Origin of the sequence: Paraburkholderia mimosarum LMG 23256 = NBRC 106338, from assembly GCF_000739815.1 — a bacterium.
GTDB classification, from domain to species: domain Bacteria; phylum Pseudomonadota; class Gammaproteobacteria; order Burkholderiales; family Burkholderiaceae; genus Paraburkholderia; species Paraburkholderia mimosarum.
Map to the genome: position 1 here is coordinate 34,846 of NZ_BBJJ01000031.1, position 12,312 is coordinate 47,157.

General features: G+C 63.6%; 10 protein-coding genes and 1 tRNA gene. 7 read left to right on the plus strand and 4 right to left on the minus strand.

Annotated elements, in window-relative coordinates; translation table 11 throughout:
• Positions 1–188: 188 nt before the first annotated feature.
• Both BMI01S_RS22025 and BMI01S_RS22030 read left to right on the plus strand, forming a co-directional pair.
• Positions 189–605: an HIT family protein gene (locus tag BMI01S_RS22025; protein ID WP_028213594.1), complete on the plus strand. Its 417-nt coding sequence runs from the start codon at positions 189–191 to the stop codon at positions 603–605.
• Between the two features lie 209 nt (positions 606–814).
• Positions 815–905: transfer RNA gene (locus BMI01S_RS22030), tRNA-Ser, on the plus strand.
• Between the two features lie 340 nt (positions 906–1,245).
• On the opposite strand, the gene BMI01S_RS39210 is transcribed toward BMI01S_RS22030, so the two are convergent.
• From BMI01S_RS39210 to acs, 4 genes are all read right to left on the minus strand, one after another.
• Positions 1,246–1,980 carry a metallophosphoesterase family protein gene (locus BMI01S_RS39210; protein ID WP_081716135.1) on the minus strand — a complete coding sequence of 245 codons (735 nt, stop codon included), beginning with the start codon at positions 1,978–1,980 and terminating at the stop codon, positions 1,246–1,248.
• Between the two features lie 484 nt (positions 1,981–2,464).
• The gene (locus BMI01S_RS22035) at positions 2,465–4,483 is read right to left on the minus strand and encodes a sodium:solute symporter family protein (RefSeq protein WP_028213593.1); all 2,019 of its coding nucleotides are present in this window, start codon (positions 4,481–4,483) and stop codon (positions 2,465–2,467) included.
• Entirely contained in the window at positions 4,480–4,845 is a 366-nt protein-coding gene (locus BMI01S_RS22040) for a DUF4212 domain-containing protein (RefSeq protein ID WP_081716134.1), read from the minus strand. The genes BMI01S_RS22035 and BMI01S_RS22040 overlap by 4 nt, the downstream gene beginning before the upstream one ends.
• A 110-nt stretch (positions 4,846–4,955) precedes the next feature.
• Entirely contained in the window at positions 4,956–6,938 is a 1,983-nt protein-coding gene (gene acs, locus BMI01S_RS22045; RefSeq protein WP_028213591.1) for an acetate--CoA ligase, read from the minus strand.
• Between the two features lie 338 nt (positions 6,939–7,276).
• Between acs and BMI01S_RS22050 the strand changes: the two genes are divergently transcribed.
• The 5 genes from BMI01S_RS22050 (at position 7,277) to murI (ending at position 12,154) form a co-directional block, all read left to right on the plus strand.
• Entirely contained in the window at positions 7,277–8,173 is an 897-nt protein-coding gene (locus tag BMI01S_RS22050) for a DMT family transporter (protein ID WP_028213590.1), read from the plus strand.
• Positions 8,174–8,343: 170 nt separating this feature from the next.
• On the plus strand, positions 8,344–8,988 hold the full coding sequence (locus tag BMI01S_RS22055) for a TIGR00645 family protein (RefSeq protein ID WP_042290547.1): 645 nt from the start codon (positions 8,344–8,346) through the stop codon (positions 8,986–8,988).
• Between the two features lie 52 nt (positions 8,989–9,040).
• Positions 9,041–10,564: a fumarate hydratase gene (locus BMI01S_RS22060; RefSeq protein ID WP_028213589.1), complete on the plus strand. Its 1,524-nt coding sequence runs from the start codon at positions 9,041–9,043 to the stop codon at positions 10,562–10,564.
• 179 nt (positions 10,565–10,743) lie between these two features.
• Entirely contained in the window at positions 10,744–11,223 is a 480-nt protein-coding gene (gene bfr / locus BMI01S_RS22065) for a bacterioferritin (RefSeq protein ID WP_028213588.1), read from the plus strand.
• A 70-nt stretch (positions 11,224–11,293) separates the two neighbouring features.
• Positions 11,294–12,154, plus strand: a complete 861-nt coding sequence (gene murI, locus BMI01S_RS22070) for a glutamate racemase (protein WP_028213587.1) — start codon at positions 11,294–11,296, stop codon at positions 12,152–12,154.
• Positions 12,155–12,312: the final 158 nt, after the last annotated feature.

Consider the following 12,312-nt stretch of genomic DNA (forward strand, 5'->3'; position numbering starts at 1 on the left):
TGCCATGCAAGAGGTTGCTATCAAGAACATTCATCGTCGCGCGCGCCGCGTCAGGCTCTATGATGCACCTGCTTCAAAAAGCGTGCAGGAACCCTCACAGGGCCGGCCAGGCAGGTCATAATCGGAAGCTCTTCTGAAACGTATCGGCATGCGTGCGCAATCCGCGCACCCAAGCCGGAGACACTGTTATGGCCTACGACGACAACAACATCTTCGCGCGCATCCTGCGTGGCGAAGCTCCCTGCATCAAGGTGTACGAGGACGACGCGACGCTCGCCATCATGGACGTCATGCCGCAATCCGAAGGCCACCTGCTCGTGCTGCCGAAGGAAGGCGCCGAACTCATTTACGATCTCTCGCCGCAAGCCGGCGCAGCGGCCATGGCGACCGTGCAGAAAATGGCGGCCGCGGTGCGCAAGGTGTTCGCGCCCGAGGGCCTGCTGATCGCGCAGTTCAACGGAGCCGCCGCGGGGCAGACCGTGCCGCACGTGCACTTTCATGTGATTCCGCGTCGTGCGGGCGAGGAACTGCGCCCGCACGCGCGTGAGATGGCCGATATGGCGCAGCTCGAGGCGCTGGCTGCGCGCATTCGTGGGGCGCTGTAAGAAATTTGTAGGGTTGGCGCGGCGCCGCTCTTTGCTTTGGCGCTCGAGCTTCGAGCACTGGTAGGGACACACGTACGGACAGCGGAGCCAACCGGCGATTTCTGCGTCGCTTAGGGCGTGCGGGCAGTCTCTCGAAAGCGCAAGTCGTGCCAGCCCTGCGCGACCGCTTTCCTCCCACGCGCGGACTCTGCTATAATTCGCCTCCCGCCGGAGAGATGGATGAGCGGTTTAAGTCGCACGCCTGGAAAGCGTGTATAGGTTAATAGCCTATCGGGGGTTCGAATCCCCCTCTCTCCGCCAAGACACCAATGAATACGGGCCGCTCGGCCCGTTTTTCTTTTCTACCCGCCAAAGAACCGACCAAACCGTGAAGTGACTCGGCGGCCACGCCGATCATCGCACTGCGTTGCATCTCGTCCCCCGCGCGTTGCACTGCCAGGACAGTTATAGCAACCCGCTAGCGTCAACCAGTCCAAATTTCGGGAGGGTTCCGATTTTGGGATCGTTTGCAGTCGCGACTCGGGACATCGTGTCCTGATCCGAGACTAGCGTCAGGATCGTTGTCCGCCCGTTACTGAAACGTTCGCCTTGGGCCTGATGAGAAGCCCCCGTGTCTAAACGCTGTTCGTGTCAGTCGCCATTAACAGAAACCGCTGCGAAGAGCGTTAGCCCAATCTGGACGCCCATTTGAAAGTGCTATTGCTGCGGCGTCATCCCATGCATACTCCACGAAATGAAACTCAACATCCCAACCAGATGAGGTTTTCGTGATACATGCATAGCGGGCATGAGGAGAGCCCATTTCCATGCGATGAGGAAAGGGATGATCGTCAGAATAAGCCTGTAATCCGACACTACCGGGGTTAACGATTAATCGTCCATCCATGAGTTTCATTGACCGTTGAAGATGTGTGTGTCCACACAAAATCAACCCGGCATCAATGTCCCCAGCGCGCTCCTCTACCTCGTTTTGTGTCGCAGGGCGACATCCACTCTCCTCAACGGTTTCGAGGAAGTAAGTCAGATCGTCCCCTGGTGTTCCATGAACCAAAAGAACATCATTTTCGATCCTCAATGTAGTTGGTAGATTCCGCATCCACTCCATTTGCTGGGCATTTAGCGAGATGTGTGCCCAGCGATCGGATGCACTCATCCGGGAGACATCACCGGACAACACCTGCCTTTCATGATTGCCTCTGATCGTTGGGAAACCGAGAGCCATTAGCCGATCAGCTGTTTGAGATGGATATAATGCGCCGGAAAAGATATCTCCTAGATTGACGATTACATCGGCCCCATGTCTCTGGACGTCTTTTAAGACGGCCTCTAATGCAGCCAGATTACCGTGAATATCTGAAAGTGCGGCGATTTTCATAGTGCGATCAGACAATGATTAAATCAACCGTTTCGAGCATAGCAGGCTTTGCCCCGCATCAGTGCGCCGCACTCAAGAGTGAACCGTGGCCGGAGCGCTGGACGCTCCGGTTGGTACGGCTCGTAGGCGCACTGGTACGCCATGTCTTGCTGCCGCTGCGTGCGCTGCTGTTCTTCGGGCCGTTCTTGGGCTCAATGGGCGCTGGACAGCATCCCTAGGTGCAACGCCTGACAAGGGAGCGTCACGACTCGACACCGGATGACCCCGTTGAATCTCGTTGCGCACGCAACCTTCAAATAATGCACGTCGGCAACGACCAAAACAGCCAGCTGACACCAGAAAAAAACGTCGGGCGCGCAGCCCGACGTCGAATTCCCGCGCACAGCTTCGAGGACCGGTTCGCGGGAATGAGAGGGTCTCAGTATCTCTCGCCTCGCCCGCTCCGCATGTGATCGACCGCACACCGCCAATCAGGTCCGTGCCCTCACGGGTGCCGGATATAGTCCACCAACGCGACCGTATACGCATCCGGCTTACGATCGAACAGACTCACGCCTATCGCCACGAGAAAGCCGGCGGGCACACCGAACACACCCGAGCTGATGGGCTCGATGCCGAACCATCGCGGGCCCACGAATCCCGTGAGCTGTGTGAAGAACGGATAGGTCGACACGATGTAATAGACACACACGGTCAGCCCCGCAATCATGCCGGCCACGGCGCCGAGACGCGTCGTGCGCTTCCAGAACACGCCCAGCACGAGCACCGGAAAGAGACTCGAAGCCGCAAGCGAAAACGCCGCCCCCACCAGGAAGAGAATATTGCCCGCGTTGAGCGACGCCACATACGAGGCGAACAGCGCGACGCCGAGCAGCAGGATCTTCGACATCGTCACGCGCCGTTGGCTCGACGCTTGCGGATCGACCATGTGGTAGTACACGTCGTGCGAGAGCACGTTCGAGATCGTGAGCAGCAGCCCGTCGGCGGTCGACAGTGCGGCCGCGAGCGCGCCCGACGCGACGAGCCCCGACATCACGTAAGGCAGCCCGGCAATTTCCGGCGCGGCGAGCACCACCATGTCGGGCTGCATCTGGATGTCACTCCAGCGCACCACGCCGTCGCCGTTCACGTCGGCGATGTTGATGAGATACGGCTCGATGCGCCGCCACTGCATCACCCAATGCGGCAGATCGTCAAAGCGCTGCCCCACCAGATGCGTGAGGATCTCGAACTTGATCAGCACCGCGAGCACCGGCACGGTCAGGTAGAACAGCGCGACGAAGAACAGCGTCCAGCCCACCGAACGTCGCGCCGAGGCCACCGAGGTCGTCGTGTTGTAGCGCGTGAGGATGTGCGGCAGGCTCGCCGTGCCGAGCGAGAGGCACAGGAGCAGCGAGAGGAAGTTGCGTTGGTGATTGCGCCGTTGCGCTTCGTCGTTGGCGGGAAACGGCTCGTTCATCGGCACCGGCGGCGCCGCGCGCTCCAGCAGGTCGTCGCGCTGGCGCGTCCACACCATGCGCGCGGTGTCCACGTCGCGCGGGAACGCATTCAGCTCGCGCTCGAGCGAGTCGATGTCGCGCAGGGGGCCGTTATGGCGGCGCAGAGTCGCCAGCGATTCGACGAGCTGCGTCTTCTCCTTCAGGTACGACTGCGGCAGCGTTTCGAGCCGCGTTTGCCACTGCGCCGCGCGCCTGCGGTATTCGTCGCGAACGTTGGCCTCCGCGCTGGCGCCGCGCACCTCGCGCTCGAACGCTTCCACGCGCTGCATCACGTTGCCGTACTCGACCTGCGGCAGCCAGCCCAAACCGTCGCGATGCGCGATCAGCGAGACCGGAATCAGGATAGCGGCGATGAGGATGATGTACTGCGCAACCTGCGTCCACGTCACGGCGCGCATGCCCCCAAGGAACGAGCAGACGAGTATGCCCGCCAGCCCGCAGAAGATGCCGATGGCGAAATCCACGCCGATGAAGCGCGTGGCGATCAGCCCCACGCCCTGGATCTGCGCGACGAGATACACGAACGAGCACAGGATGGTCGCGAGCACGGCCAGCGCGCGCACGAGGTTGCTCGAAAAGCGCGTGCCGAGGAAATCGGGAATCGTGTAGCGCGCGAGCTTGCGCACATAGGGCGCGAGCAGGAAGGCGACGAGGCAGTAGCCGCCCGTCCAGCCCATCATGTAGGCGAGGCCGTCGTAGCCGCTTGCGTAGAGCGAGCCCGCGAGGCCGATGAACGACGCGGCGGAAAGCCAGTCGGCGGCCGTCGCCATGCCATTGAAGAACGAAGGCACGCGACGCCCCGCCACATAGTATTCGACGAGGTCGGAAGTACGCGAGAGCAGCCCGATCACGGCGTACACGGCGATCGGCACGAACAGGAACACGTAGCCGATCCACATGCCGGGCCCAGTGGCGACCTCGATGCGCCACATCACGTAGACGAAGGCGAGAAAGCCGAGGGTGTAGAGCGCGTAAGAGCGGATGAGCCGGTGCGCGAGCTTCATCGTTGCTGGGCCCTGCTCGCCTCGCGGATGGCGGCGTCGGCTTCGAGCGCGGCCTGCAGCACACGGTCGGCGCGCTGCATCAGCAGGATATAGATCGCCACGAGCAGCACGTAGATCAGGATCGCGCCCTGTGCGCCGAGATAGAACGGCAGGCTGAAGCCGGCGAAGCGCACGTTGGCGAGCGTGCGCGCAAAGAGCGGCGCGACGAACGAAACGATGAAGCCGATCGTCATGAGCACGGCGATCAGCGCGAGATTGAAGCGCCAGTAGCGCCGATGCGCGCGCGCCATTGCCTCGGTCACCGGCGGTGGCTCAGGCAAGGGATTGAGATTGTTCTGTGGAGTTTTGTGTGGCGCGGCCATGCGCCTATTTAGCAAAAACGCGTATGGCCGGCAATCCGTAAGAATGCGGGGGAACGACCTGGCCGGCGCTGCGCGCGGCGCCGGACGAGGCGCCACGCGAGGCTCGACTGTTAGAGCGATTCGCCGAGCTGGTCGAGAATCGCCGGGTTTTCGAGCGTGGAAACGTCCTGCGTGATCGCCTCGCCCTTCGCGAGCGAGCGCAGCAGACGGCGCATGATCTTGCCCGAGCGCGTCTTCGGCAGGTTCTCGCCGAAGCGGATGTCCTTGGGCTTGGCGATCGGCCCGATCTCCTTGCCGACCCAGGCGCGCAGTTCGTTGGCGAGCTTCACGGCCTCGTCGCCGTGCGGGCGCGTACTCTTGAGCACCACGAACGCCACCACGGCTTCGCCGGTCGTGTCGTCGGGGCGGCCCACCACGGCGGCTTCGGCCACGAGCGGGTTAGCCACCAGCGCCGACTCGATCTCCATCGTGCCGAGGCGGTGGCCCGAGACGTTCAGCACGTCGTCGATGCGGCCCATGATCGTGAAGTAGCCGGTTTCCTTGTCGCGCACGCTGCCGTCGCCGGCGAGGTACAGCTTGCCGCCCAGTTCCTCGGGGTAGTAGCCCGCCTTGTAACGATCGGGGTTGCCCCAGACGTTGCGGATCATCGCGGGCCACGGGCGCTTCACGACCAGGATGCCGCCCTGCCCGTTCGGCACGTCCTGGCCGGTTTCGTCGACGATCGCGGCCATGATGCCCGGCAGCGGCAGCGTGCACGAGCCCGGCACGAGCGGCGTGGCGCCCGGCAGCGGCGTGATCATGTGGCCGCCCGTCTCCGTTTGCCACCACGTGTCGACGATCGGGCAGCGCTTGCCGCCCACGTTTTCGTAGTACCACATCCACGCTTCGGGATTGATCGGCTCGCCCACCGTGCCGAGAATGCGCAGCGACGAAAGGTCATAGCTCTTCGGATGCACCTTCGCGTCGGCTTCGGATGCCTTGATGAGCGAGCGGATGGCCGTGGGCGCCGTGTAGAACACCGTGACCTTGTGCCTCGCGATCATGTCCCAGAAGCGCCCCGCGTTCGGGTACGTAGGCACGCCTTCGAACACGACCTGGGTCGCGCCGATGGTGAGCGGCCCATAGGCGATATAGCTGTGGCCCGTGATCCAGCCGATGTCGGCCGTGCACCAGAATACGTCCGAGGGCTTGTAATCGAAGGTCCACTTCATGCTCTGCGCGGCCCACAGCAGATAGCCGCCCGTGCTGTGCTGCACGCCCTTCGGCTTGCCCGTCGAGCCCGACGTGTAGAGGATGAAGAGCGGGTGCTCCGCGCCCACCGGCACGGGCGCGCAGGTGTCGCTCTCGGCCGCGGCGACTTCGTGCATCCAGAGGTCGCGGCCTTCGTGCCATGCGACCTTGCCGCCCGTGCGCTGGTAGACGAACACGCTGTGCACCGCTTCGCACCCGCCCATGGAGAGCGCTTCGTCGGCGATGTTCTTGAGCGGCAGTGCCTTGCCGCCGCGCATCTGCTCGTCTGCCGTGATGAGCGCGACCGCGCCCACGTCCACCACGCGCTCGTGAAGCGACTTCGACGAGAAGCCGCCGAACACCACCGAATGCGTCGCGCCGATACGCGCGCAGGCCTGCATGGCGACCACGCCTTCGACCGACATCGGCATGTAGATGACCACGCGGTCGCCCTTCTTCACGCCGCGCTTCTTCAGCGCATTGGCGAAGCGCGACACGCGCGAGAGCAGATCCTTGTAGGTGACGTTCGTGACGGTGCCGTCGTCGGCTTCGAAGACGATCGCGACGCGCTCGCCATTGCCCGCTTCGACGTGGCGGTCGAGGCTGTTGTACGAGGCATTGAGTTCGCCGTCCTCGAACCACGTGTAGAACGGCGCGTTCGATTCGTCGAGCACCTTCGTGAAGGGCTTTTGCCATGTGAGCGTTTCGCGCGCGAGTCGCGCCCAGAAGCCTTCGTAATCGCGTTCGGCTTCGGCGCACAGCGCCTTGTATGCGTCCATGCCGGACACCGTGGCGCCCGCCACCGTTTGCTCGGAAGGCGCAAAGACGCGGCGTTCCTGAAGAACCGATTCAATCGCAGACATCGACAACCCCTTGGTGAAGATGAAACGTCAAACTCGTAGACACACGCGAGCATCTTCAATGCCCGCGCGCGCCGTCTCCTTGTGCCGCTGCCCGCTCGCGGGCCCGGCGCTATTGGCTTGCACTGGAAGCCACCATTGCGGCATCGCAGCATGCATGGGCGCGCGATACGAACACGAACGTGCGCGATCTTCGCTAACCAACCCATGCCGCAAAGATTAAGCGTAGCAACTTACCGGCCACTTACGCGTGTGCACGCAGACATTGCAAGTCGCGCGCCATGACGCCCAGGTAAGCAGACATTTAGAATGCTAACTGAACTGCGCATCCGGATTCCAGCTTGACTCGTTATTCTCTTTACCTCGTCGCCTCGATGCTGCTCGTGGGCAGCAACGTGGGCATCGGCAAGTCGATCGTCGCCTTCATCCCCGTTCCGCTTTTCGCGCTGTTGCGCTTCGTGATCGCACTCGCGGTGCTCGGGCCGCTCTTGCGCCGCTCCAGAATGCAACACGTGAAGCGTTGGGAATGGGTCAATCTGTTCCTCCAGGCGCTATTTGGAACATTCGGGTTTACGCTGCTCATGCTCGGCGGCGTGCAGCACACGAGCGCGGTCGCGGCCGGCGTCATCACGAGCACGATCCCCGCCGTGGTCGCGCTCTTCTCGTGGCTCTTCCTGCGCGAGCGCCCCGGCGCGCGCACGCTCGCGTCGATTGCGCTCGCCATCACGGGCATCGCGGTCGTCAACCTCGCGCACCTGGGCGAAAGCGCCGACGCGGGCGCGAGTTCGCTCCTCGGCAACCTGATGGTGCTCGGCGCGGTCTGCTGCGAGTCGCTCTACGTGATCCTCTCGCGCCGCCTCACGCAAACGCTGGCGCCGCTCGACATCTGCGCGTACACGCATCTGTTCGGCTTTCTGCTGATGCTGCCCATTGGGCTGACAGGCGCACTGTCGTTCGATTTTGCGAGCGTGCCCGCGGGCATCTGGTGGCTCGCGCTCTGGTACGGGCTTTCCGCCAGCGTGTTCTCGTTCTGCCTCTGGATGATGGGCATTCGCCACGTTCCGGGCAGCATCGCGGGCGTCTTCACGGCCGTGCTGCCCGTGGCGGCCGCGATCTACGGCATCGCCTTTCTCGGCGAGCGCCCCACGCCCGCGCACGGTATCGCGCTGGCCTGCGTGGTGGCCGGCATCGCGCTCGCGAGCCTCAAGACGAAGCGCCTGCCGCCGGTGGCCTCGTGAGCGCTTTGCAAGCATCCTGAAAGTATCGGCTCCCGGGCGGCGCTGCCGGAATCGCGGCGAACCCTCGCGCCGACGCTGTACAATAGCGCCCGCCCGGCCCCTCGCGCGCCTCGAGCGCGTCATCTGGCCCTGCCAGACGGCCCCGCCCGTTTTCGCCACCGTGATCGCCCATGTCCGCTGCACGCCCCCAGCCGCCTTCCGCCGCCGCCCCGGGTAAAGCCCGCCGCCGCATGCGTCCGCTACCCGGCATCATCTTCATGAGCCGCTGGCTCCAGGTGCCGCTCTATCTGGGCCTGATCGTCGCGCAGGTGGTTTACTGCCTGCTGTTCCTCAAGGAAGTGTGGCACCTCGTGAGCCACGCCACCACGCTCGACGAAACCACGATCATGCTGGCCGTGCTCAGCCTGATCGACGTCGTGATGATCTCGAACCTGCTCATCATGGTGATCGTGGGCGGCTACGAGACCTTCGTCTCGCGCATGAATCTCGAAGGCCATCCCGACGAGCCCGAATGGCTCGATCACGTGAACGCCGGCGTGCTCAAGGTCAAGCTCGCCATGGCGCTCATCAGCATTTCGTCGATCCACCTGCTCAAGACCTTCATCAATCCCGATGCGGCATCGACGCATACGGTGATGTGGCAGGTGATCATCCACGTGGCGTTCCTCGTTTCCGCGCTCGTGATGGCGTGGATCGACCGCATCACCACGCATACGCACCCCGAACACTACGAGGACCTCGCCGCGCGCCATCCGGTGCCGGGCGGCCATGCCGCTGCGCGTCGCACGCTCGTCGAGCACGCGGAGTCCGATTGAGCGGCGCACGCGACCCACATCATTCAAATCACCGTCCCCACAGAAGCTAGCCATGACCGTCATCAAACAGGAAGACCTGATCCAGAGCATTGCGGATTCGCTGCAATACATCAGCTACTACCATCCGCAGGATTACATCGAGGCGCTCGGCCGCGCGTACGAGCTGGAAGAAAGCCCGGCCGCGAAGGATGCCATCGCGCAAATCCTCACGAACAGCCGCATGTGCGCGGAAGGCCGCCGTCCGATCTGCCAGGACACCGGCATCGTCACGATCTTCGTGAAGGTCGGCATGGACGTGCGTTGGGACGGCGCCACGATGGGCGTCACCGACATGATCAACGAAGGCGTGCGCCGCGGTTACCTCAACCCCGACAACGTGCTGCGCGCCTCGATCGTGAGCCCGCCCGAAGGCGGCCGCAAGAACACGAAGGACAACACGCCGGCCGTGATCCACTACGAGATCGTGCCCGGCGACAAGGTGGACGTGCAGGTCGCGGCCAAGGGCGGCGGCTCGGAGAACAAGTCGAAGTTCGTGATGCTGAACCCGTCCGACTCGATCGTCGACTGGGTGCTCAAGACCGTGCCGACGATGGGCGCGGGCTGGTGCCCGCCGGGCATGCTCGGCATCGGCATCGGCGGCACCGCTGAAAAGGCGATGCTGATGGCGAAGGAGTCGCTGATGGAATCCATCGACATTCAGGACATCATCAAGCGCGGTCCGAAGGACTGGATCGAAGAGCTGCGCGTCGAGCTGCACGAGAAGGTCAACGCGCTCGGCATCGGAGCGCAAGGCCTTGGCGGTCTTGCCACGGTGCTCGACGTGAAGATCATGGCAGCGCCCACGCACGCGGCATCGAAGCCGGTCGCGATGATCCCGAATTGCGCGGCAACGCGTCACGCGCATTTCGTGCTCGACGGCTCGGGTCCGGCGAAGCTCGAAGCGCCCTCGCTCGACGCATGGCCGAAGGTCAACTGGGAACCGAACACGGAAACGAGCAAGCGCGTGGACCTCAACACGCTCACGCCGGAAGAAGTCGCTTCGTGGAAGCCGGGCCAGACGCTGCTGCTCTCGGGCAAGATGCTCACGGGCCGCGACGCGGCGCACAAGCGCATTGCCGACATGCTCGCGAAGGGCGAGAAGCTGCCGGTGGACTTCAAGAACCGCGTGATCTACTACGTCGGCCCGGTCGATCCGGTGCGCGACGAAGTGGTCGGCCCGGCAGGCCCCACCACCGCCACCCGCATGGATAAGTTCACCGAACTGATGCTCTCGCAGACGGGCCTCATCTCGATGGTCGGCAAGGCGGAGCGCGGCCCCGTGGCCATCGAGGCGATCAAGAAGCACAAGGCCGCGTATCTGATGGCCGTGGGCGGTGCGGCATACCTGGTCTCGAAGGCGATCCGCGGCTCGAAGGTCCTCGCGTTCGAAGACCTCGGCATGGAAGCCATCTACGAGTTCGACGTGCAGGACATGCCGGTGACGGTCGCGGTCGACTCGTCGGGCACCTCGGTCCACAAGACCGGCCCCGCCGAATGGCAGGCGAAGATCGGCAAGATTCCGGTCGCCACCGTTTGACGCATACCTGATGTCTGCTCAAAAGCCGGGGCCTTGCGCCCCGGTTTTTTTTGAACCGGGCGGCGCTTGCGGCACTCGCCCATGTGTACCGCAATCCGGCGCGGGTTTTGTCTTGGCTTTTGCCGGGTGAGCGTTTATTGTTGGAAGCCCGTCTCCGCCCGACAAAGGAAGGAAAGATCATGCAAGGCGACAAGAAGGTCATCGAATATCTGAATGCCCAGCTCAAGAACGAGCTCACGGCCATCAATCAGTATTTCCTGCACGCCCGCATGTACAAGCATTGGGGTCTCGAGAAACTCGGCAAGCACGAATACGACGAATCGATCGGCGAAATGAAGCATGCCGACATGCTCATCGAGCGCATTTTCATGCTCGACGGTCTGCCGAACCTCCAGGATCTCCATAAGCTGCTGATCGGCGAAGAGACTCGGGAAATCATCGAGTGCGATCTGAAGCTCGAACAGATTTCGCAGTCCACCTGCAAGGAAGCCATCGTCTATTGCGAATCGGTGCGCGATTTCGTTTCGCGCGAAATCTTCGTCACCATTCTCGAGGACACCGAGGAGCATATCGACTGGCTCGAAACGCAACTCGACCTCATCGACAAGGTCGGCATCCAGAATTACCAGCAGTCGGCCATGGGTTCGGTAGAATCCTGATCGCACGCCTCGCGCGAGCGCGCATCCGTCCGTCTTGCGGGTGCACCCCAACACTTTTGCGCCCCTCCCCGTGAACCAACCGGCATTTTCCAGCGCCGCGCCTGTCGGCATCTTCGACTCCGGTCTCGGCGGCCTTTCGGTGCTGCGCGCCGTGCGCGGACTGCTGCCCGCGGAGCGGCTCGTGTATGTCGCCGATTCGCGCTACGCGCCCTACGGCCAGCGCGACGACGACTTCATCGCCGACCGCACGCTCGCGATTTGCGAATGGCTCGTCGCGCAAGGCGCGAAGGCGCTGGTGGTGGCCTGCAACACGGCCACCGCGCAATCCATCGCGCTCGTGCGCGAACGGCTCTCGGTGCCGCTCATCGGGGTTGAGCCGGGCATCAAGCCGGCGGCGCTCGTTTCGAAAACGCGCGTGGCCGGCGTACTCGCCACCCAGGTCACGTTGCGCAGCGCGCGCTTTCAGACGCTGGTCGAGCGCCATGCGGCCGACCTGCGCGTGCTGTGCCAGCCAGGGCATGGGCTCGTGGAAGCCGTGGAGCGCTGCGACATCGGTTCGCCTGAGTTGCTCGCGCTGCTGCGTGCGTATGTCGAGCCCATGCTCGACGCCGGCGCCGATACGCTCGTGCTCGGCTGCACGCACTACCCTTTCCTCGATACCGCGATCCGCTCGATCGTCGGCGAACGCATGACGCTCGTCGACACCAGCATTGCGATCGCGCGGCAGCTCGAACGCGTGCTCGGCCAGCACGGGCTGTGCGCGAGCGCCGGGGAAGCAAGCGCCAACGCGGACGACATCCGCTTCTGCTCGACGAGCGACGGCGCGCATTTGCGCGAACTGGCGGCGGCGCTGCTTGGCCTCGACGCCAGCGTCGAGCGCGTTGTCATCCCGTCGCGGCGCACGCCCGAACGGGAAGCGAACGCGGCCTGAGGCGCCGGGGCGAATCCCATTCTCCGTTCGCGGATGGCGGCCCGGGACTCAGGTTAGCGCCCCGTTTTCGTGCGATCGCCGCCGCCTGAAATCGCCACCCCTTGGCCGCATCTACCCCGCCAATCGCCCATTCGGGGAGAAGTACACCCTCTCCCGCA

What these genes read in the sequence shown, in the direction of transcription:
- BMI01S_RS22040 (WP_081716134.1), bottom strand. Translation starts at nt 4,845, where the DNA reads ATGGCCGCGCCACACAAAACTCCACAGAACAATCTCAATCCCTTGCCT.
- BMI01S_RS22035 (WP_028213593.1), bottom strand. Translation starts at nt 4,483, where the DNA reads ATGAAGCTCGCGCACCGGCTCATCCGCTCTTACGCGCTCTACACCCTC.
- BMI01S_RS22025 (WP_028213594.1), top strand. Translation starts at nt 189, where the DNA reads ATGGCCTACGACGACAACAACATCTTCGCGCGCATCCTGCGTGGCGAA.
- BMI01S_RS22055 (WP_042290547.1), top strand. Translation starts at nt 8,344, where the DNA reads ATGTCCGCTGCACGCCCCCAGCCGCCTTCCGCCGCCGCCCCGGGTAAA.
- acs (WP_028213591.1), bottom strand. Translation starts at nt 6,938, where the DNA reads ATGTCTGCGATTGAATCGGTTCTTCAGGAACGCCGCGTCTTTGCGCCT.
- BMI01S_RS22060 (WP_028213589.1), top strand. Translation starts at nt 9,041, where the DNA reads ATGACCGTCATCAAACAGGAAGACCTGATCCAGAGCATTGCGGATTCG.
- BMI01S_RS39210 (WP_081716135.1), bottom strand. Translation starts at nt 1,980, where the DNA reads ATGAAAATCGCCGCACTTTCAGATATTCACGGTAATCTGGCTGCATTA.
- bfr (WP_028213588.1), top strand. Translation starts at nt 10,744, where the DNA reads ATGCAAGGCGACAAGAAGGTCATCGAATATCTGAATGCCCAGCTCAAG.